21 protein-coding genes are annotated in these 20,177 nt (G+C 45.0%); 7 read left to right on the top strand and 14 right to left on the bottom strand.

Features of this window, described 5'->3' with window-relative positions:
- Positions 1-53 precede the first annotated feature (53 nt).
- Positions 54-1,313, bottom strand: a complete 1,260-nt coding sequence (ftsY, locus tag F0232_RS22685) for a signal recognition particle-docking protein FtsY (protein ID WP_171750976.1) — start codon at positions 1,311-1,313, stop codon at positions 54-56.
- A 230-nt stretch (positions 1,314-1,543) separates the two neighbouring features.
- Here ftsY and rsmD point away from each other — a divergent pair, with 230 nt between their 5' ends.
- Both rsmD and F0232_RS22675 read left to right on the top strand, forming a co-directional pair.
- On the top strand, positions 1,544-2,146 hold the full coding sequence (gene rsmD, locus F0232_RS22680) for a 16S rRNA (guanine(966)-N(2))-methyltransferase RsmD (RefSeq protein WP_061034237.1): 603 nt from the start codon (positions 1,544-1,546) through the stop codon (positions 2,144-2,146).
- 10 nt (positions 2,147-2,156) lie between these two features.
- Positions 2,157-2,423, top strand: a complete 267-nt coding sequence (locus F0232_RS22675; protein ID WP_004740523.1) for a DUF1145 domain-containing protein — start codon at positions 2,157-2,159, stop codon at positions 2,421-2,423.
- Between the two features lie 80 nt (positions 2,424-2,503).
- Here F0232_RS22675 and F0232_RS22670 read toward each other — a convergent pair whose 3' ends face one another.
- The 4 genes from F0232_RS22670 to F0232_RS22655 form a co-directional block, all read right to left on the bottom strand.
- On the bottom strand, positions 2,504-3,088 hold the full coding sequence (locus F0232_RS22670) for a YhgN family NAAT transporter (RefSeq protein ID WP_061034238.1): 585 nt from the start codon (positions 3,086-3,088) through the stop codon (positions 2,504-2,506).
- 171 nt (positions 3,089-3,259) lie between these two features.
- On the bottom strand, positions 3,260-3,496 hold the full coding sequence (locus F0232_RS22665; RefSeq protein ID WP_008221868.1) for a YecH family metal-binding protein: 237 nt from the start codon (positions 3,494-3,496) through the stop codon (positions 3,260-3,262).
- 90 nt (positions 3,497-3,586) lie between these two features.
- On the bottom strand, positions 3,587-4,207 hold the full coding sequence (locus F0232_RS22660; protein WP_061034239.1) for a lysoplasmalogenase: 621 nt from the start codon (positions 4,205-4,207) through the stop codon (positions 3,587-3,589).
- 928 nt (positions 4,208-5,135) lie between these two features.
- Positions 5,136-5,510, bottom strand: a complete 375-nt coding sequence (locus F0232_RS22655) for a DUF4145 domain-containing protein (protein ID WP_105057904.1) — start codon at positions 5,508-5,510, stop codon at positions 5,136-5,138.
- A gap of 244 nt (positions 5,511-5,754) precedes the next feature.
- Here F0232_RS22655 and F0232_RS22650 point away from each other — a divergent pair, with 244 nt between their 5' ends.
- The gene (locus F0232_RS22650; RefSeq protein ID WP_017061032.1) at positions 5,755-6,084 is read left to right on the top strand and encodes a DUF2500 domain-containing protein; all 330 of its coding nucleotides are present in this window, start codon (positions 5,755-5,757) and stop codon (positions 6,082-6,084) included.
- A gap of 60 nt (positions 6,085-6,144) precedes the next feature.
- On the opposite strand, the gene F0232_RS22645 is transcribed toward F0232_RS22650, so the two are convergent.
- From F0232_RS22645 to rhtB, 7 genes are all read right to left on the bottom strand, one after another.
- Positions 6,145-7,158 (bottom strand): acyltransferase, encoded by a 1,014-nt coding sequence (locus F0232_RS22645; protein WP_105057905.1) that lies wholly within the window; start codon positions 7,156-7,158, stop codon positions 6,145-6,147.
- A 160-nt stretch (positions 7,159-7,318) separates the two neighbouring features.
- A complete protein-coding gene (gene arsJ / locus F0232_RS22640; protein ID WP_105057906.1) occupies positions 7,319-8,539 on the bottom strand; it encodes an organoarsenical effux MFS transporter ArsJ in 1,221 nt (406 codons plus the stop codon).
- A 96-nt stretch (positions 8,540-8,635) separates the two neighbouring features.
- Entirely contained in the window at positions 8,636-9,127 is a 492-nt protein-coding gene (locus F0232_RS22635; protein ID WP_105057907.1) for a cyclin-dependent kinase inhibitor 3 family protein, read from the bottom strand.
- A gap of 41 nt (positions 9,128-9,168) precedes the next feature.
- Positions 9,169-10,170, bottom strand: coding sequence for an ArsJ-associated glyceraldehyde-3-phosphate dehydrogenase (locus F0232_RS22630; RefSeq protein WP_060468838.1), 1,002 nt, complete (start codon positions 10,168-10,170; stop codon positions 9,169-9,171).
- A gap of 112 nt (positions 10,171-10,282) precedes the next feature.
- Entirely contained in the window at positions 10,283-10,624 is a 342-nt protein-coding gene (locus F0232_RS22625; protein ID WP_105057908.1) for a metalloregulator ArsR/SmtB family transcription factor, read from the bottom strand.
- A gap of 99 nt (positions 10,625-10,723) precedes the next feature.
- Positions 10,724-11,944, bottom strand: coding sequence for an EAL and HDOD domain-containing protein (locus F0232_RS22620; RefSeq protein WP_102423317.1), 1,221 nt, complete (start codon positions 11,942-11,944; stop codon positions 10,724-10,726).
- Between the two features lie 45 nt (positions 11,945-11,989).
- Positions 11,990-12,607 (bottom strand): homoserine/homoserine lactone efflux protein, encoded by a 618-nt coding sequence (rhtB, locus tag F0232_RS22615; protein WP_061034245.1) that lies wholly within the window; start codon positions 12,605-12,607, stop codon positions 11,990-11,992.
- 81 nt (positions 12,608-12,688) lie between these two features.
- On the opposite strand from rhtB, the gene F0232_RS22610 reads away from it, so the two are divergent.
- The gene (locus tag F0232_RS22610) at positions 12,689-13,669 is read left to right on the top strand and encodes an alpha/beta fold hydrolase (protein WP_105057909.1); all 981 of its coding nucleotides are present in this window, start codon (positions 12,689-12,691) and stop codon (positions 13,667-13,669) included.
- A gap of 190 nt (positions 13,670-13,859) precedes the next feature.
- Positions 13,860-14,687, top strand: coding sequence for a Cof-type HAD-IIB family hydrolase (locus F0232_RS22605; protein ID WP_105057910.1), 828 nt, complete (start codon positions 13,860-13,862; stop codon positions 14,685-14,687).
- A 66-nt stretch (positions 14,688-14,753) separates the two neighbouring features.
- Here F0232_RS22605 and F0232_RS22600 read toward each other — a convergent pair whose 3' ends face one another.
- Positions 14,754-15,221, bottom strand: a complete 468-nt coding sequence (locus tag F0232_RS22600) for an EVE domain-containing protein (RefSeq protein ID WP_004740480.1) — start codon at positions 15,219-15,221, stop codon at positions 14,754-14,756.
- A gap of 39 nt (positions 15,222-15,260) precedes the next feature.
- Here F0232_RS22600 and F0232_RS22595 point away from each other — a divergent pair, with 39 nt between their 5' ends.
- Together F0232_RS22595 and F0232_RS22590 are read left to right on the top strand one after the other, a co-directional pair.
- Complete coding sequence (locus F0232_RS22595; RefSeq protein WP_105057911.1) at positions 15,261-16,796, top strand: COG3650 family protein; 1,536 nt, start codon at positions 15,261-15,263, stop codon at positions 16,794-16,796.
- Between the two features lie 2 nt (positions 16,797-16,798).
- Positions 16,799-17,395, top strand: a complete 597-nt coding sequence (locus tag F0232_RS22590; RefSeq protein ID WP_105057912.1) for a tRNA-uridine aminocarboxypropyltransferase — start codon at positions 16,799-16,801, stop codon at positions 17,393-17,395.
- Between the two features lie 127 nt (positions 17,396-17,522).
- Here the strand turns inward: F0232_RS22590 and F0232_RS22585 are convergent, their stop codons facing one another.
- Positions 17,523-20,003 carry an EAL domain-containing protein gene (locus F0232_RS22585; protein ID WP_105057913.1) on the bottom strand — a complete coding sequence of 827 codons (2,481 nt, stop codon included), beginning with the start codon at positions 20,001-20,003 and terminating at the stop codon, positions 17,523-17,525.
- Positions 20,004-20,177: the final 174 nt, after the last annotated feature.

The following is a 20,177-nucleotide window of genomic DNA, read 5'->3' as shown; positions in this document are numbered from 1 at the left end:
ATATCAAATTTAAAACGATAGCAGGTTAAGGATAAACCACTTTGCTACTCGCGTTACTCTTCGCGGCTAAATAGCGCTTCAATAAAGTCTTTTGACTCAAATGGACGCAAATCATCAATACCTTCACCAACACCAATGTAACGAATTGGAATCTGGAACTGGTCGGCAATTGAGAAAATCACACCACCTTTAGCAGTTCCGTCTAACTTCGTTAGCGTAATACCGGTTACTGGTGCAACTTCACTGAACAGTTTCGCTTGGCTGATAGCATTCTGACCTGTACCAGCGTCAAGTGTTAGCATGATTTCGTGCGGTGCAGAGTCATCAATCTTCTTCATGACACGAACAATCTTGCGTAGCTCTTCCATCAGGTTGCTCTTGTTCTGCAAACGACCCGCTGTATCGGCAATCACGACATCCACGCCACGAGCTTTAGCAGCTTCAATCGCATCGTAGATAACAGATGCACTGTCTGCGCCTGTGTGTTGAGCGATAACCGGCACATCGTTACGCAGGCCCCAAACCTGAAGTTGTTCAACAGCTGCTGCACGGAAGGTATCACCCGCCGCTAGCATCACTTTCTTGCCTTCATTTTGGAATTGTTTCGCTAGCTTACCGATAGTCGTTGTCTTACCAACACCATTCACACCAACCATTAAGATAACGTAAGGCGTTTTCGTAGTATCAACCACTAATGGCTGTTCCACTTGGCTTAAGATGTCTGCCATCTCTTCTTTCAGCAGACCATAAAGCGCTTCGCCATCTTTTAGGTCATTGCGAGATGCTTTTTCTGTCAGGTTTTCAATGATCTTAACGGTGGTGTTCATACCCACATCCGCGATCAGCAGCTGCTCTTCTAGCTCTTCGAACAGATCATCATCGATTTTCTTGCCTTTGAACAAACCAAAGAAGCCAGCACCAATGTTTGCTTTAGTGCGGCTTAGGCTACGCTTAAGGCGAGCAAAGAAGCTTTCTGTTGGCTTCTCTTGTACTTCTTCAACCTGAGCCTGAGGAGTAACTTCTTGTTCCTGTTCTGCTTCTGCTTCTGCTTCTGCTTCTGCTTCTGCTTCTGCTGCGACAGGTTGCTGCTCATCTTGAGCCTCTTCCAGAGTTTGCTCTGACTCATCAGGCTGAGATTCTACTGACTGAGCGGCTTCCGCTTCAGGCGCGACTGGTTCAGCCTCGACTTGTGATTCAACTTCAGTTTGATCTTCAACGTTTTCTACGTTCGCTTCATTCTGAGTTTTTGGGCTTTGTTCTTCTTCACCAAAACCAAGCCACGATAATAATCCGCGCTTCTTTTTTTCCGTCATCAGAGGAGTTTCCTAGATCTACTAATTAGCTGTATTGGCTTAATGCACGTCGACTCTTTGCTATTGTTATACAATACAAGCTTGTACAAACGAATAGTAAAGAAAAATGACAAAGCAGTGATAAGTTTGCTTTTAGCTTGATACACTTTGTCATTGCAAATTTATTTAATACTCGAACCAACTTAAATTGGGCTCGGTATAGTATCACTTTATTAGCGGTCAAAAAATCTATGGTAAGACGTCGCCAGCAAAACACATCACAAAAAAAGCCTTCCGGTGGCTTTGTTCGAATTATTAGTGGCTCATGGAGAGGCAGAAAGCTGCCCGTTCATGATTTAGAAGGCTTACGCCCAACCATTGACCGAGTAAAAGAGACACTCTTTAACTGGGTCGCACAAGATATCCCAAATTCGACCTGCTTAGACGTATTTGCAGGTTCTGGTGGTTTAGGTTTTGAAGCAGCTTCTCGCCAGGCAAAAATGGTGACACTGCTCGAAATGAATCAAAAGGCCGCTAAGCAGCTTTCAGATAATGCTAAAGAGCTCAAAGCAGACAACATCAATGTGGTAAATACTGATGCTATCTCTTTCCTCAAGAAGGCAGGAACGCCTTACGATGTGGTATTCCTTGATCCACCATTTCGTAAAGGCTTGTTAGCAGAAACGGTACAACTACTTGAGAGCAATGGCTGGCTTGCGGACGACGCGATTATTTACGTCGAAACAGAGAAAGAACTCAAGCTAGAAGCGATGCCAGAAAACTGGGAACTGCACCGCGATAAGACAACTGGCCAGTCGAGCTACCGACTGTTCAACCGAATCACTGAAGAATAGGAATGATTGAATGAATATCTTGCTTCCATTAGCCAAAGCCGCTATCGCCTTTGTATGGTTTGTGTTGATCGTCAACATTTTCCATCCGTTCCCTGGTAATGCTGCAATTGCGCTTTACATCATGACAGCGTTCTTGTTCTTTATGCACGGCTTGCAGATGCTGATCTTTATCGGTGCCTTCGGTGATAAAATCGAAATGACGCGTTGGGAAAAATGGTCCATTCTGATTTTTGGAATCTTCGCCCTACTCGATATCCGTCGTAAGTACATGATGTAATCGAAAGCTGTTACCAAACAACAGATACCAAAACGCCACTCAGTTGAGCGGCGTTTTTTTATTGAATAATGATAACGCTACTAAGACATGTAGCCCTTCACACCGTCTAAGAACATTTGAGTCGACAGCATAACAAGTAATAAACCCATCAGGCGCTCGATCGCTTTCAGCCCTCTCTCACCTAATACACGCAAGAAGAAGCCATTAAACATCAAAATGAAGAAGGTAGCTCCCCACGCCAGCATTACAGCGGCTGAAAGCTCAAGCATGTTGTCTGGATGCTGTGTCGCAAGAAGAATCAATGCGGCAATAACAGACGGACCAGCAATCATTGGGATCGCCATCGGCACGATAAACGGCTCTTCCCCTGCCGCAAGTCCTGTAATGCTGCCTGCGCTCGGGAAAATCATCTTAATCGCGATGATAAATAGAATGATACCGCCAGAGATGCTCAAGGTTTCAGGCTGTACGTGTAGGAAGTTCATGATGCTTTGACCCGCAAACAAGAACAGCAGCAAGATAACCAGTGCGAACATCAGCTCACGAATCAGAACAATACGGCGACGCTTCGGATCAATATGCTTAAGGATAGAGAGCACGATTGGCAGATTGCCAAGCGGGTCCATGATAAGAAACAGCATGGTTGCTGCAGATAATATTTCCATAAGTTTGTCTCGAAAAGCGAAGGTGCGCGGAGTATAGCAGTCTCAACATTGATTTTCGAACGCAGTCATCAGCTGACTAACTTATGTCATTGCAGCATGTTAACGAGAACAAACAGGCAAGAATAGACAGAGCGGATACCACAAATGCATCCACTCTCAAATCACTCAAGATTAGTGATTACACACTCGCTCGCGATTCGTGCACAACTTGTCATCGACAAGCACGACCTTTTCCATCTTCAGGAAAAATTTCAGCAAGCCATCCAGATCGAGACCATTAAGCTTACAAGTATGGAAACGAGCTTCAGTGCCATACATCTGAGCCAGTTCTTGTGTCAGCTCTTCTCGAGTCAGAGGCTTTTCACTGAGTAGGTTTAAAACGTTGTGTGCGTGAATTTCGGTAGTCATAACTCAATCTCATGTTTAATGAATTACACGTAGAGTACCGAGTTTGAGTGAAGCTGCCTTGATATAGCTCAGGCTTGGAGACGCTCTACCCTAAATGGTCAGAGAGGCTACGATAAGAGCATGGGCGAGAAAGTAGCTGCCCGTTACCCAGAAGTAAGCACTTTTGATTGGGCTGCGGTAGCAGTTAAGTGCATAAGCCAGTGCCGAGAGCAGCAATACGCTACAACCTGCAAATCCAACCGCGTGCGATAACTTAGGGTCAAGCAACCAAACCTCACCAGAAGCCCAAGTTAACTGAATAAGTACAATCCCCATAATCACAACTGGGAAAACAAGTTTATCTAGACGTGGTAGCAGTAAGAAGAAAGCCACAACACAAGCAGCTAAGAGTAAAGCGAACAACCACCAGACCATTTCTCCAGACAACTGCAACCAAAAGGCTTTGCTATAGCAGAGTTGAGCTAGCAGAAAGCAAACAAAATATAGGGGACGTTTTTGAGTGAGGGTGTGAAATACATCTGCGATCGCCGAGATCGCCAGGCCAGCAACGACCCAATACGTATAGTCAGCAACAACAGACTGAGTTAAAGCAATGATCGCTAATAATACAAAGGTAAATACCTTATACGATAAGGCCTGACCGATATGTCCTTGTTTCGTTCCTGCTACTGCTCCGATACCAGATAAGGAAACCGCTAACCAACTCCACATACCACTTGCCCTATTGCTTTAAATCGTCGCCAGTCTAGGCACACGAATATTGATGTAAAGCCTCAGCCCCTCAAAATTGGATCTTGATTACGCTTCCACTAAAAAGAGCATCTTTAGATTGAAGTCGTCACAATTAACGATTCGAGAATGGTGATTCGTTTAAAACTGCAGCAAATCATTATAAAACCCTCTTAAACTTCGCTTAGAGAAGCCAGATCCCGTTTTCACCTAGTTATTCTCTTAAGATTTCCTTCTTTGCCCCTAAAAAACGCCCATTATCGACTTTAAAAAATAAAACAATGAACAAAAAAACCAATTATTAACAGCAACTTAGAAACAAAAAACATGGATTAATTGGAAAGTAAAAACGTCATTCCAACCTAGACTTATAAAGTGGGAAAGTTACTTTTAAAATGACGAGTTTTGTCAGTTTTTTTTAAGTTCCATGTAAAAAACACCACAAAAACCAAAGCAAAAACCCTAAAAACCATCAAACCCCCACCCATAAAGCACCAAGCCTTATTAATACAATTTAACAACCATTAACAATATAAATTACACAAAACAACCATTATAAAACAACAACTTAAACCAGTTTAGAACAAACATAAATCACAACGAACAAAATAAGAACACACCAAAAACCACACTTAAACACACCAAAAAAAAGCCATATACCAATACTTTTCTACTACTTTTGGGGCTTTCGAAAGTAATTCTTGATCTAAAGCTATAAGTAGTGCTATTCTTTAAAAAATAGCGAGAGACAACCAAATTTAGGAGTAGTGTTATGATTTCATCTTCGCAAAGACAAGGACTTGTAATGATCGCGGTAGTTGTTGGTCTAATGACACTACCGATGATGTACTAAGCAAGTTACAGATAAAAAAAGGGACGCCATGAGCGTCCCTTTTTTTGTTCAATTTTTTCACTTCGAAAACAGATGCAGTGTTAGCACATCCCAGTTCGCATAATAGAAACCTGCGGCAGCTAAAGTCATTGCCATCATCAGTAAGATCGCAACTCGCCAGATAAAACGACCACTACGTGGAGTCAGCGCCTTCTCACAGTCGTTACACATCATGATGAATTTATGTTGGTCTTCCAACTTAGCTTCATGTTCATTGACGACCTTGTTACGACACGTTGCGATATAACGCAGCTTGCTCACCATATCGTGCGGTAGCCTTTCTTCACAGCTTGTTACAAGCTCATGCAATCCTTCGCCTTCGGCATGATATTGAAGCCTCAATAATTTCTCTATATTGCGAGTTCTTGTCACCACTTTTTCAATATCGGTCATCTTGGCCCTCCCACTCCACACTATAATTCTAGTCGAGCATTTCCTTATTTTTATACAAAATCACTGTTATTTACGAGAGAAAGAGACAATAAATAACAATGCTTTATCCCAAACGGGCTATTAAATGTGATGTCTGCCGAAAAATAATCAGCTTGGCTTACAACAGTTCACGAATAACGGCTTTAAACACATATCCCTATTGCTTGAAAGACTAGAATAACCATCACGACTACATGGAGGTTATATGCCTAATTCACTCTTTTTTGCCATCTTTGCACTCGCTGCTCTAGCGGCTTGGGTATTTATTGGTTTCTATCGAAAACACTCGCAAGGTGAAAATGCGCCAGAAAAGAAAGTGAATGTCACGGTGTTAGACAAGCAATCCATCGACCTTCCTGACGCAGAACCTGGCCAAGAAGATCAAGAGTACTGGATTTACGTTCAACGTGGTGTGGTTGGTCCGAAGCGAGAATTCCAAGTCGGCATCCACTACTTTCACGCCCTTAACCCCGGCGACAAAGGAACCTTGACCTACCAAGGCGATAAGTTCTTACACTTTGCGTTGAAGCGCTAAACGTCAGCCGCTTCAACTAGCTCCCCTAAGCAATCCATCATAAAGCCTTAGCACTCACCGCTAAGGCAATAACCAACGTGTTTTCTCTGACTTAGACACCAACCAGCTCATCCATAACGCGCCAGCTCCGCTGATCACAATCCATAGTGGAATAACCCAAGCTGGATGTCCTTGGTACCAACCGAACTCTTTCATTGGCCACAAGACAATAGGGTGCAGCAGGTAAATACCTAAGCTGTGCTTACTGATAAAGCCAACCACTTGGTTACTCTTCTCAGACAAGCCTTCACCATAGTAACGGCATACCATGAACACCATGCTCGCTGCTAATACCGTATTCAACGTCTTGTAAGATAACCAACGCCCTACCGTGTACTCTTCTGCCACCAAGCTTGCATCAACCACCATATAAACAGTGGTTAGTAACGCTAATCCACCAAGTAACACACTCACGCCAACTGTCATCTTGTTAAGTGGCACAATCTTATACAGCAGGTAACCCAGCGGTAAGTATCCTGTGTACAACCACAATTCGTGACTCCAAGGACCATCGATTTTCAATAAGAACAATAACGTTGTGAACAACCATACCGCCGTAAAGGCATAGACCGATCTATCACCGTACTTCCTCACCATGATCTGTAAAAAAGGAATCACGAAGTAGAGTGGGATGAAGTAATAGAAGAAACCAAGGTGGTAATAGGTGTAATGATGATAGCTATTAAGCAACACGTCCCAACTGACGTCGGTATCAAAGCCCATTGCAGACCAACCGGACAGGTAGGTATAGAAAAGCGACCAGACAATAAAAGGAATCAACACCTTACCCAGACGGCGCTTAAGGTAATACTTGGCATCAAACGGACGTTGGTCACTGAGCATCAATGCGCCAGTTATCAATATAAAGACAGGTACAGCCCAGCGACTGAAGCCATTGACTGTGATTGCTGTTAACCATTCGCTGAAAGGAATGGTTCCTAGCTCGTTGCGATAAGGCGCCAAAACATGAATCGCGATAACCGCTATGGCCGCGACACATCGTGCTAAATCAAAAAAGAGAATTCGCTGCTTCATGTAAATGCCTGATTAATATTCAATCATTCTACTATAGCAATAAAAAAGCTGACCGGAATAAATACCAAGTCAGCTTAGTGTTAAAGGAGATGCTTATCGCGAATTTAGCTCATACGACGCTAGCTTATGCGACTTGAGCTCTTACTCATGCGGCTGAATCTTATGCCGCTGAAATTTGCGGCACTTTCGGTAAACGCAAAGAGATCACCGTCGTTATCGCTAAGAATGCGAAAGAGACCCACAGACACGCAGACAAACCAGCCATTTGGAATACCAAGCCCGACAATATCGTGCCAATCAAACGGCCCATCGCGTTTGCCATATAGTAGAAACCGACATCAAGCGACACGCCATCACCTTTCGCATAACTCACAATCAAATATGAGTGAAGTGATGAGTTCACCGCAAAGATGGCACCAAATACCATCAAACCACCAACGATAACTAGCTCAGGTTGCCAACCAATCTGTACCGCATAAGCAATAGCAGCGGTCACGATAGCCAGCGCACCTGCCCATAACAGCGCGGCATGGCCATCAGGCACCTTGCCTTGGGCTTTACCCGTAATCTTCGGCGCTATGCCTTGTACAAAGCCATAAGCGATTGTCCAAGCCGCTAAGAAACCGCCAACCCATGAGTGATCCCAACCAAACACACTGCCTAGGTAAATCGGTAAAGCAACCACAAACCACACGTCACGAGCACCGAACAGGAACATACGGGCCGCCGATAGGATGTTGATCGATTCAGATTTCGAGAAAATCTGTTTAAACTTAGGTTTTGTTTTCGCTTTACCCATGTCCGATTCTAAGCTCACCAAGCTGCCAATGAACACCAATGTCAGCACAGCAGCCATCGCAAGCACAGCGTATTGGAAGCCAATCGTTGAAAGCAGCAAGCCACCAATAAAGAAACCTGCACCTTTCAGCGCATTCTTAGACCCCGTTAGGATAGCAATCCACTTATACAACGCACCTTGCTGTTCATCTGGTACCAAGGTTTTGATAGAGCTCTTGGCACTCATCTTATTGAGATCTTTGGCGATACCCGACAGCGCCTGCGCCGCCATTACCCAAGGAATGGTCAACATGGCCGTTGGCAGGGCAAGCATACCCAAGGCGACAACTTGCATCCCTAAGCCGATGTTCATGGTCTTATTGAGACCAAGACGCGCCCCTAACCAGCCACCGATTAGGTTAGTCACCACACCAAAAAATTCATAGAAAAGGAACAGTGAGGCAATTTCTAACGAACTGTAGCCAAGGTCGTAAAAATACAGAACCACCAGCATGCGAAGTGCACCATCAGTAATGGTGAAGTTCCAGTAGTTGAAAGTCACCAACATGTATTGGCGAACGCTCTTACTTAGATTTGAAAACATAACACTATCTCTGCAATCAAAACAAAAAGAGCTTTTGGATCACGATAAGCTTAACACTCCAGATACCAAAAGCTCCTTCTCTAACACCGATGACTATTAGCTATTCGCTACACCATGAATGTATTCAACTTGGATCGGTTTAGTGAAAGCACCCGGACGCAGTGCTTGAACTTCTTGAACAATCTTGCTCAGATCCCAGCCTTTCTCTAACAGCAGGTGAGCCGCGAATAAACCGGTACGGCCTGAACCACCCATGCAATGCATCGCGACTTTCGCACCGCTATCAACGATTTTGTGTAGCGTTGGACTTGCTGCTTGCCACTTCTGCGCAAACTCAGCACCCGGTGCACAATCGTCTTCGATTTCGATTTGAAACCACTGCATGCCTAGTGCACGTGTTTTTTCGCCAAGTGCTGCCACGTCTTTGCTCGCAAGCTCTGCATCATCAAGCGCAGTCACGATAGCTTCAACGCCCTGCTCTTTCAGTTGTGCCAGAGATGCGTCAAGGTCAGCGTCTTTAGTGCCTGGGCATGGAGTCAGGATTAGTGCGCCTTGCTCAAGGTCTAGTTGCCATGTTGGGTGTGTCATTATGTTTTCTCCGGATTCTACTATTTCTTAAGTACGCAGGCTTATGCTAAACCGACTGTACGAACTAACTCAGCCGTACGTGTCGCGTAGCCCATTTCGTTATCGTACCAAGCGTAGATCTTAACCATGCGCTTACCGACCAACATAGTTGATAGTGCATCTACGATGGTTGAACGTTGGTCACCTTTGTAATCAATAGAAACCAGTGGGCGCTCTTCAAAGCCAAGAATGCCTTTTAGCTCGTTCTCAGACGCTTCTTTCAGCATCGCATTAACTTCTTCAGCTGTCGTGTCTTGCTTCACTTCGAAAATGATGTCAGTCAGAGACGCGTTCGCTAGTGGTACACGAACTGCGTGGCCGTTGATGCGGTTTTCAAGCTCAGGGAAGATCTCAACAATCGCCTTAGCAGAGCCAGTTGTTGTTGGGATTAGGCTCATGCCACATGCACGTGCACGACGTAAGTCTTTGTGCGGCGCATCTAGGATAGTTTGCGTGTTAGTTAGATCGTGAATTGTGGTGAATGACGCGTTCTCGATACCTAGCTTCTCGTTGATTACCTTAACCACAGGAGCGATACAGTTAGTTGTACAAGATGCTGCAGTCACAATCTTATGTACTGCTGGGTCAAAGATGTTGTCGTTAACACCAACAACGATGTTTGCGATGCCTTCTTCTTTCACTGGCGCCGATACCACAACGCGCTTCACGCCCTGCTCTAGGTATTTGTTTAGGAAAGATGTCTTACGGTGAACACCTGTCGCTTCGATAACCACATCACAGCCAGACCAATCGATCGCGTCGATGTCGCGCTCTTTGGTGGTTTTGATGCGTTGACCGTTGATGATCATCTCATCGCCTTCAACCGAAACTTCGTGGTTCCAACGACCTTGCACTGAATCGAACTCTAAAAGGTGCGCCAGTGTTGCAGTGTCGCCAGCAACGTCATTAATTTGTACAAACTCTAGCTCAGCCCAATCGAATGCTGCGCGAAGTGCTAGACGGCCGATACGGCCAAAACCATTAATACCTACTTTCACTGTCATCGTATTTTCTCTCAGTTAATTGCCTTCATATTTGAAGCCGCAGCGTTGTTGACTACGTTCACTTGTCGCCTAGCTGCAACTCCAACTATTTCGGCAATAAGTTTTAATGTATTTAAACGCAACATTGAGGGCGTGAAGCTATCGCTTCTAAGCGCTCAATGTCTTGTTGGTATTCAGTTTTCAAACAGTTCGATGCGATAAGGTCATCAATTAACTTTAGCATCCAACCCGGTAAATCTTGTGACAGGCGGTAAAACACCCACTGCCCTTGGCGAACGTCAGTCAAAATGCCGTTTGAGCGTAACTGCGCAAGGTGGCGAGAAACCTTTGGCTGACTTTCTTGCAATGCCTGAGTCAACTCACCAACTGAAAGGCACTCTTGGCGCACAATCAACATCAAGCAACGTACTCGCGTTTCGTCAGACAGTAATTTAAAAAATTGGTGAGGAAGCATAACTACATACTCATATATGGATATGCGTATATCTTAGTTGTAAAAAAACGCACGTCAAGGCGTGCGTTTTAAATGTCATAAAAGTTTAATAAAGCAACACTACAGCTTGTTGGTCACTGTGTGACTCCAGCGACGCGCTTCTGTAAGTTCAGTTTTCACCTGATCCACGCTAAGCCCTAAGTCAGCGCAGTGCTCATCAATCTGCTGCCAATCCGCATGCTCAAAGCTCTCTTCAAGGGCAAGCAAGGTACCGTAAGGGCCTTCCCTACGTAATAGAGCAACCTTGATACTTTTACACAGCGGCAACTGCTCGACTAAGTTCTCTAGCGACAAATCCAACAGCGCATCTAACAAGGAGAATAAGCCAATCATAAAGGCCTGCTCTCTATACCCTTCAAATGCCTGATAGCGAGACATACGCTGACAAAACTGAGCACGCTGTAGAGACAATCCATACAGCTCTTTCGGCTTTTTATCGGACACATAAGAGGCGACGGCTAACGAGACAAACATTTTCAGTTTCTCTTGCCCTAGATACACCAAAGCCTGACGAAAAGAAGAGATGGTCACTTCAAGGCGCGGCGACATAGTATTCACAAACCGCAACAGCTTATATGAGAGCGCCACATCTTTCGCAACAATGCTTTCCACCCGCTGAAAGTCCACATCGGGCTTACACACTTCTTGGAACAGCTCCATAGCAATCACTTGCTCAGGGCTAATGTACTTACTCTTGATGATTTCCGGTTTATTGAAAAAGTAGCCTTGGAAAAACTTAAAGCCAGCCTCTTTCGCTTGCTGGAATTCTTGCTCGGTCTCAACACGCTCCGCCAAAAAGCTAAACTTTTTCCCTTGATGCGCCCTAACTAAATCACACGCTTCATCCAAACCCATCTGCATAATATCGAGCTTTACGATATGCGTGTATTTAAGGAAACGTTCCCATTCTGGGGTCGAAGTAAAATCATCTAGGGCGATCATGTAGCCTGCTTGGTAAAGGTCTTTAACCGCTTCCAACAATTCATCTGTCGGTTTGCAGGTTTCCAGAATCTCTACCACCACCTTATCTTTCGGCAAACTTAAGGGCAGTCGACGAATCAAACTTTGATAAGGGAAGTTGATAAAGCAGCGTGAAGATGGGATAGAAGGGTTAAGACCCACAGACAAGAAGTTCTCAACAATCAGACGATACGTTGCTCGATTAGACTCAATATGCGCTGGGTACGCATTCTTTTCTCCATCGCGAAATAACAACTCATAGCCGAGTGTATTCCTCTTGCGATTTAAGATAGGTTGTCGAGCAACGTATGTAGCGGTCATTTCTTGATAACTCTGATTGGTTTAACTATAACTCAGTCGCTTAATCTAAGCTTTCGCGGCAGCTAGCAAAGCACCGCAGCCCATGAACATACCACCAAATATTTTATTTATCTTACCCATTATGCGATCAGAGCGAATAAAACGTCCCATTTGTGACGCTAATGAGGTGTAACCCAACATAACAACGCTATCAATGAATACTGTCGTCACACCTAGCACTAATAACTGAGGTGCTTGAGGTTGTGTAGGGTCAATAAACTGAGGAAACAAAGCCACCAAAAACACGATTGATTTCGGGTTAGTTAGGTTGATAAGCACAGCGTTTCTCAGCAGTTTGCCACTCGACAGAGTAGAGCTTTCTTCAGATGCTACTAGGCTCGAGCTATCACGCCACTTTTGAATACCTAACCAAACTAAGTAAACCACGCCGACCCACTTAATGATGGTGAACGCCAACGCAGACTTAGCAACGAGCGCGCCGATACCCGCGCCCACCAGCATAATGTGGAACGCAAGACCAAGCTGTAAGCCAACAATTGATGCGAGTGACTTTTTAGTGCCATAGCTAAGCCCATTACTGATTGAGTTAACGGTACCCGAGCCCGGAGCCAAGCTAAACAAAATCGCTGTGACAACATAAGCAAGCCAAACATGAGTATCCATTTGCATTTCCTTACTAGTTCTTTAATCTAACAACATTAGTAGCAATAAAGCTCTCACACGCATCAGTTCAGGTAATTTCCCATGGAAAACCACAGCGAAGCCACCTTCCCTTACACTCAAGAACCTCAGTTCGATCATGCGATTAAACACCCGATCAACGCTCTTTGGCAACAAAGAAAAGAGGGGTATTTAACATCGTCTGGTAAAAAGAAACTGTACTGGTGCAGCCTCACCTCAGAGAAGCACAGCAAAGCCATTGTGATTTCAAATGGCCGTATTGAATGCTGCCAAAAATACCAAGAAATCTTTTATGATTTTTATCAACAAGGCTATGACGTTTATTCATTTGACCATCAAGGTCAAGGCCAGTCGGAACGTATGGTAGCAGACTCTGACATTGGTCACATTCATGAGTTTGATGATTATGCATCTGATATGTCTGACATGATTGCCAGTTTTGACCTCAGCAAGTATGCCAAGCGATATCTGTTAGCCCACTCAATGGGTAGCACTATCGCAACACGCTATCTACAAACCCATCCAGACCACCCATTTGATAAGGTCACCTTGTGCGCCCCAATGTTTGGTATCAACACCGAGTGGTACTTAAAGCCTATCGCGATGATTGTTGGGCAAGTGCTTACCGCGTATCACGCCAAACCGGTTTACGCGCCAGGTCAGCAGGCCTATTACTCGAAACCTTTCGAGAATAACCTCCTGAGCCAAAGCCAGGTGCGTTATCAGTGGTTTCGCCGACTTTACGAAGATAACCCGTCACTGCAAGTCGGTGGTGCTAGCACTCGCTGGGTATGGCAAGGGTTAATGGCAGCCAAGCAGTCAATCCAACAGACTCGTCAAATCAAGATCCCTCTATTGCTGATTCAAGCTGGTGAAGAAAAGATTGTGAGTAACGATGCTCAGGTGAAATTCATCAATAAGCTGAAGAAAACCAACCCGGATTGCCAATTTAAAGTTATTGAAGGCTCAAGGCATGAAGTGTTGTTTGAGCAAGACAAATACCGCAATCAAACACTGGATGCCATTAATCAGTTCTTTGTTTAGTACTCACATCAACTGAATAAGAAGAAACGAGCCATAAGATAGCGAATAAAGAGGAAGAGAAGTAAGTGAGCTTTGCCCTCTTTTCTTGCATGATTTTGGCATACAATTTCTGGGTCGAGATATTGTAGTTCAAACGATACTAGCGTTGGCTAGTGTTGATATCGGTTAAGCACTTTGCAATGAGGGTTAAATGACTATTCCTGCACTTAAAGATTCCGTGAAAATCGTTGCCTCTGATTTAGATGGTACGCTTCTAGCTCCCAACCATCAGTTGAGCGATTTTACCAAGCTAACGCTTAAGAAGTTACACGAGCAAGGTTATACCTTTATCTTCGCAACGGGTCGCCATCACGTCGATGTAGCTGGGATTCGTCAAATCGCAGGGATTCCGGCATACATGATCACGTCAAACGGTGCTCGCGTGCACGACCAGAATGATCAGCTAATGTATAGCCAAAACGTACCTCAAGAACTCGTTCAACCGGTTATTGATATTGTTCGCCAAGATCCAAACATCTTCATTCACATGTACCAAAATGAAGATTGGCTACTCGATCGTGAAGATGAAATGCTAGCTAAGTTCCACAGTGAGTCTGGCTTCAGCTACAAGCGCTTTGGAGCAGACAATGCGCCGAGCGACGGCATTGCCAAGGTCTTCTTCACTCACCCAGAGCAAGACCACGAACACCTAGTGACGTTCGAGCAAAAGCTAAAAGAAGCATTTGGAGACAAGCTAAATGTTGCCTTCTCAACGCCTTGGTGTCTGGAAGTAATGGCCGCTGAAGTATCTAAAGGCCACGCTTTAGACGCTGTTGCGAAATCCCTGAACCTAACGCTGGATAACTGTGTTGCCTTTGGAGATGGTATGAATGACGCTGAGATGCTGGCAATGGCAGGTAAAGGCCTAATCATGGGCACTTCACACGAGAAAGTGATGCAAGCACTACCAGACAATGAAGTGATTGGTAGCAACGCTGATGATGCCGTTGCGCACTACTTAGAGAAACACCTACTCTAAACAACCCCATCATACAAAAAGGCAGCCAATGGCTGCCTTTTTTGAACCTTACGCTAAAAGCTTCCTCTAACGAGAACCGAGCACTTCTTTGCTTAAGATCGCCTGCCACTCTTGTTCCGTCACAGGCATGATCGATAAACGATTGCCGCGCTTCACCAATGGCATTTCAGATAGTTCCGGCATGGCTTTAAGAGTCGCTAATGGGATCAAGCGTTCAGTCACTCGAACAAACTCAACATCAACCATTATCCAACGCGGGTTATCGGGTGAAGATTTAGGGTCGTAGTAATCACTCTCAGGGTCGAATTGAAAATGGTCTGGGTAAGCTTCTCTGGTTACTTTTGCGATCCCCGCTACACCCACTTTTTTACATGATGAGTGGTATATCATCACTAGGTCGCCAAGCTTGACCTCATCACGCATCATGTTTCGAGCTTGATAGTTACGAACTCCCTCCCAACAAGAGGTTTTTTGTACTCTCAGCGTCTGAATAGAAAAGGTGTCGGGTTCTGTTTTAAATAACCAATATGCCATAATAAATCCAATTAACGGTTGCTCCGAGGAAGATATAACATGAAGGTAATGAAAAACCCAGTGACATGGCTAGCCGCATTCGCGCTACAAGGCTGTGTAACCGCTCCAGAAACACCGCAACAACCTGAAGTTCCACCAGCAACCTTAGATGAACCTCTGAGTGTTCAACCACAAACCTTCATCATGCGCGGTCAAGTTGTCGTAGGCCATGAAAGCCGCACGTTCATCCCTTGTGGTAGCCAACAACAATACTGGTTAGATATGTCCCCTGAGCTAGCGCTAGAAGCACAAGGGCTAGCAGCCAGACCTTATCAAGCTCTGTATGGTGAACTGATTGGTCACCTTACCGTACCTAGCCAAACCGGCTACAACGCTGATTTCACGGCACGTTTCGTGGTTGATCAAGTCAATATCTTAACGGCAGAAAACCCTGAACGCTGCAACCAACCGCTACGCTCCACACGAGTCTTTGGTAATGAGCCATTCTGGTCAGCCACCTTTGATAAAGACCAGCTGACCTACACCAAGATGGGCGAAGCACCTCAGGCTCTCAACATCGAATCAAGCCGCACCACGCCAATCAGTCGTGATTACCAACTAGAAGGTAAAGCAACGCAAGGCAAGCTCAATCTGAAAAAAGAGAACTGCAGTGACGGCATGAGTGACTCTATCTACGGCTGGGAAGCGAAACTCAACCTTAATGACAGCAAGTACAACGGTTGTGCAACAGTTTCAAACCAAGATCCTACACTGGACTGGAGTGGTACCTATTTCGCTAGCTCAACGCAGAACTCAGGATTCTCTATTAACCTCGAGCTCAACGATGACCATAGCGCAGTAACAACCTACTCTTACAGCAACGGGGATCCTTCTATTGTTGAGCAAGGCTTCTGGCAGCAACTCAACCAAAACCAGGTTCAGGTTGTGATGACACGCCACCAACAGCAATACCTAATCTCTGAGCGTATCTTCACACTCGATAACGGTAAGTTGGTCGCAGAGAAAGAAAAGGTCGGTAACATCGTTTACCCGATCGCCAATGGTGGCCTAGTGCTATTCGAAGCAAAGCCTGTACAAGCGCAAGCCAACACCGTTGATCTAACGGCAAGCCAAGTGAACTCCAGTGATCAATTTGATCCAAAAGTAGACCAAGCGATCCGAGAGTATTTTAAGATCAACAATAGCTCGCCTGATGATACTAAATATCGCTGGCTCACCTACGACCTCAACGGAGATGGTAAAGAAGAACTGTTCGCTCAGCTGGATTGGTGTGGCTCAGGTGGCTGTACACTGCTGATTTTCGAGAACCATCAAGACAAGTGGCGCTTCAATAGCCGAGTAACACTGGTAAAAGGCGACATACGTGTAGGTAAGTCTAAAAATCACGGTTGGCACGATCTGATCTTCAATGTCAGCGGCGGTGGTGCAATAGCGGCCAAACACGCACTCTCATATACGGGTGTCAGCTACCCACTCAACCCAAGTGTGGCACCGGTAGCCGATGATGCTGATATCAGCGATGTGGTTTTGTTTGCTAACGACATCTCACCAGTACAAAGCGGAGTTAAGCTATAACCATGAGCGATCAGCAAGCTTGCAGTGGGTGTGGTTTCACTCATCAATGTATTTGTCATCGAATACCGAATACCGAAAGCCAAACCCAGTTAGTGTTACTCACTCATGAGAATGAACTAACACGAGACACCAATACCGGAAAGCTACTGCAACAGTCACTCAAGCAGTGTCAGTCTTTTGTTTGGCAGCGCAAGACGCCTCCAGCCGAACTACTGGCTTTACTTAATGATGAAACTCATCAGCCTTTGCTGTTGTTTCCAAGTGATGAAAGCATTGAGTGCCAGCAAGCGGTATCGGATGCAGTGAGTGAACGAACGCCGTTATTCATCATCTTGGATGGTACGTGGCAAGAAGCGAAAAAGATGCTCAACAAAAGTCCTTGGTTACAGACGATTCCTCAAGTGCACCTCGATGTAACCAGTGAATCTTCATATACATTGCGCCGCAATCAAGACAATGGACACCTGTGTACCTGTGAGGTTGGCATCGAGCTACTCAAGGCTTTAGATGAAACTCAATCGGCAAACCAGATAGAGGATTACTATCAGCACTATCTAAAAGTATTCCAAGCGGACAAAAGTGGACACGCTCTAAGATAGATTAATACGAAGTGCTTAAGTACTAAAATAAAAAGGGTGAGCCACCAGCTCACCCTTTTCACATCTCGCTTTAATTCATTGAACAGAATAGTGTTTCACGTGAAACAACCAGACGTTTTGCCAGTCATCAGAACAGCCGTTTAGGCTCTCCGAAGTAATAACCTTGTAGGTAGTCGACACCCATGTCTTCTGCAATTCGGCAGATTTGCTCATTATGAACAAATTCAGCGACCGTCTTCGCATTCAAGATCTGACATAAGCTAACCAACTGCTGAGCTATCTTACGCTGCTTTTTGTCTTGATCGATATTTCGAATCAGGCTGCCATCGAGCTTAATAACCTGAGGCTCAAGCTTGAGTATCTCGTCGATGTTCGAATAACCTGAGCCAAAATCATCAACAATGATATTCACACCCAGATCGCGGAAGTGGTTACACACCTCGATTAAACGACCGTAATCCTGAATTTGTTCGGTTTCCAGCACCTCTAAACCAATACGCTGCGGGTGACTGATTTTCTTGATTGCCTGCTCAAGGTGAAGAATGGTTTTCTCGTTATTAAAATCCTGCGGTGCCAAGTTAATCGAGAACGAATCGGTTCGCTGACTCATAAAATCAAAGGTACGCGTAATCATCTGACGACTTAATCGAGTATAGAGATGCGTCCCCTCGATAATCGGTAAGAATTTTCCAGGCGCAATCAACTGGCCCTCTTCTTCAATTCGAACCAAACACTCATAGCTTTCGACCTGGTGATCATGTGCCGACACAATAGGCTGTGCACAGGCCACAATATTTTGGTTAAGTACCGCACGGCTCACACAAGACAACCACCCCAACTGCTCTTGGCGGTGCTTCTCTAGCTGAATAAGCGTCTTAGCACTCACTAAATGTTTGTTCTGACTGACGGCACTGCGCCTCGCATCAATTGCCTTCAGTAATAAGTCATCAATCGAGGTGGTTGGAAAATCCCGACGACTCGCAATGCCCGCACAGATAGACACAGAAAGATAATCAATATCTGGCAAACCGGAGGGTTCAAAGTTAACGTGCTCGGTTTGGTCAGAAAACTCCGAGAAACGTTGATGGATATGTTCTTGGCTCGCCCAGCTATCAAACACCACCGCCCATTCGCCAATACCGATACTGTAAAGCTGACATCCTTTATCAAAGAACTGCCACAACGCTTTCTGAAAGTAATCACTCAAGTCATGAAGAAGTTTGTCACCGACTCGATAACCATACTTCTCATTGATTTGACCAAAGGTCGTTACCTTAAGAGCCAATAAGTGGCTATCAATCGTCATCTTCGATAACTTCTCACGCAGAACACTTCGATTGGGCAAACCTGTACGACGATCGATTCGATAACTTGCGGTTAATGCCGTGGCTTGCTGCTCAATCTTGGTCGCCATACTGTTATTCATGTCATCGACATCTAAAAGAGCATTACGAATCAGAGAAAACAGTGGCGAGATGTTGGTCGCTGGTTGGCTCTCAAACAGAGGAGCAGCCTTACCCTCACCCTCCCTAAGCGCAAGATACGTTAAGCTATGGTGCAGAATTCTTTGTTGCCCATTGTCTTGAAACAACTCGCCCATACAGTACACACCATAGGTGTCGGCAAGCTTTTGGAAAACCTCAACTTCTTGGTTACCATCAATAAAGTCTAGCCGTGAGATACAGTTGTAAATAAAGAATTGCTCGGGGCGATGAGCAGCGACCTGCTGCACACCTAAACGAACTTGCTCCAAGGTTAATGATGGATGGTCGTAACAAAACCTAACCTCATCGCCAACCTCAAATGAACCGCTAAACTCAATCTCACCACTTTCCTTAATCTTGAGTGGCATGTAAATATTTTGAGCTTTTGGATCACCAACCATCATCGGAAAGTTATGCAGTTGCTCAAACGGAACCTCGAGCCCATCGGCCAGGTAACGATTATAGAGTTCACGAATCGGCATGCCGTCTAATTCTGCTAAGCAGTTATCGTGAGCCGCCGTCACTCGGAAAGTACGACCAATCGGATTCCACTCAGTGTAATAACCTTTAGTGATTGCCAGGTCATCACTATGCAGCGCTACCATCACGTAGGCACACTCATAGCACACGCCATCCAGCATGACCCATCGACCGCTGTCTGTTGATGTTGAGGCACCACCGCAGATAGGAAATGAATATCTCGATTGCTCAAAAGCAGCAAATAAAGATCGATTATTGATCTGCAAGCGATCGGCAAAGCAGATAATACTTTGTGTTTTCTCATGACAACCCAGTTGCTGATACATAGCTTGGCTATCAAGCACTGGTTGTTCACTGTATTGAACTACACCACAAGAGTACGAAGTCGCATCAAAGCGAGTGATAATCAGGTAAAGGCCTTGGTGGAGAATGACACCTTGACGGATGTAGTGGTTGGCACTGCAACCTATCAATTTAGCCTTGGGGAAGTTTGATTGGATGACTTGGCAGGCAGCCAAAACCTCGTCTTTCTGGAAAGACGAAAACACCTGAATCAGTAGAGGTTCATGACGATGAAAATCTAGCTTTTCCAATTCACGATGGGTTTGTTCTATGTCTTGTATCAGAAGAGAGGTCGACTGCATATTCACATTAATCGTTGTGTTAATGATCAGTTATTGTGCTTTCTATCGATAAGGCATGCACGGAATACTTACGATCATCTTATGAATAATGTGACCTAAGTTAGACATCATTCACCCCACCACAAAACAGTCACTAATGGTGGTTAAGCTGTTTCGCAAGCAACTGGTATAGCT

Origin of the sequence: Vibrio sp. T3Y01 (assembly GCF_013114525.1) — a bacterium.
Lineage (GTDB): Bacteria > Pseudomonadota > Gammaproteobacteria > Enterobacterales > Vibrionaceae > Vibrio > Vibrio chagasii_B.
The sequence above is the reverse complement of the archived record's forward strand: the minus strand, read 5'-3'. Positions and strand labels throughout refer to the sequence as shown.

Bases quoted from the DNA above. Each gene is read 5' to 3' on its own strand.
- F0232_RS22605 (WP_105057910.1), top strand. From the start codon at position 13,860: ATGACTATTCCTGCACTTAAAGATTCCGTGAAAATCGTTGCCTCTGAT.
- F0232_RS22635 (WP_105057907.1), bottom strand. From the start codon at position 9,127: ATGACACACCCAACATGGCAACTAGACCTTGAGCAAGGCGCACTAATC.
- F0232_RS22610 (WP_105057909.1), top strand. From the start codon at position 12,689: ATGGAAAACCACAGCGAAGCCACCTTCCCTTACACTCAAGAACCTCAG.
- arsJ (WP_105057906.1), bottom strand. From the start codon at position 8,539: ATGTTTTCAAATCTAAGTAAGAGCGTTCGCCAATACATGTTGGTGACT.
- F0232_RS22630 (WP_060468838.1), bottom strand. From the start codon at position 10,170: ATGACAGTGAAAGTAGGTATTAATGGTTTTGGCCGTATCGGCCGTCTA.
- F0232_RS22590 (WP_105057912.1), top strand. From the start codon at position 16,799: ATGAGCGATCAGCAAGCTTGCAGTGGGTGTGGTTTCACTCATCAATGT.
- F0232_RS22620 (WP_102423317.1), bottom strand. From the start codon at position 11,944: ATGACCGCTACATACGTTGCTCGACAACCTATCTTAAATCGCAAGAGG.
- F0232_RS22650 (WP_017061032.1), top strand. From the start codon at position 5,755: ATGCCTAATTCACTCTTTTTTGCCATCTTTGCACTCGCTGCTCTAGCG.
- ftsY (WP_171750976.1), bottom strand. From the start codon at position 1,313: ATGACGGAAAAAAAGAAGCGCGGATTATTATCGTGGCTTGGTTTTGGT.
- F0232_RS22660 (WP_061034239.1), bottom strand. From the start codon at position 4,207: ATGTGGAGTTGGTTAGCGGTTTCCTTATCTGGTATCGGAGCAGTAGCA.
- F0232_RS22665 (WP_008221868.1), bottom strand. From the start codon at position 3,496: ATGACTACCGAAATTCACGCACACAACGTTTTAAACCTACTCAGTGAA.
- F0232_RS22645 (WP_105057905.1), bottom strand. From the start codon at position 7,158: ATGAAGCAGCGAATTCTCTTTTTTGATTTAGCACGATGTGTCGCGGCC.
- F0232_RS22600 (WP_004740480.1), bottom strand. From the start codon at position 15,221: ATGGCATATTGGTTATTTAAAACAGAACCCGACACCTTTTCTATTCAG.
- F0232_RS22595 (WP_105057911.1), top strand. From the start codon at position 15,261: ATGAAGGTAATGAAAAACCCAGTGACATGGCTAGCCGCATTCGCGCTA.
- F0232_RS22670 (WP_061034238.1), bottom strand. From the start codon at position 3,088: ATGGAAATATTATCTGCAGCAACCATGCTGTTTCTTATCATGGACCCG.
- rhtB (WP_061034245.1), bottom strand. From the start codon at position 12,607: ATGGATACTCATGTTTGGCTTGCTTATGTTGTCACAGCGATTTTGTTT.
- rsmD (WP_061034237.1), top strand. From the start codon at position 1,544: ATGGTAAGACGTCGCCAGCAAAACACATCACAAAAAAAGCCTTCCGGT.
- F0232_RS22675 (WP_004740523.1), top strand. From the start codon at position 2,157: ATGAATATCTTGCTTCCATTAGCCAAAGCCGCTATCGCCTTTGTATGG.
- F0232_RS22585 (WP_105057913.1), bottom strand. From the start codon at position 20,003: ATGCAGTCGACCTCTCTTCTGATACAAGACATAGAACAAACCCATCGT.
- F0232_RS22655 (WP_105057904.1), bottom strand. From the start codon at position 5,510: ATGACCGATATTGAAAAAGTGGTGACAAGAACTCGCAATATAGAGAAA.
- F0232_RS22625 (WP_105057908.1), bottom strand. From the start codon at position 10,624: ATGCTTCCTCACCAATTTTTTAAATTACTGTCTGACGAAACGCGAGTA.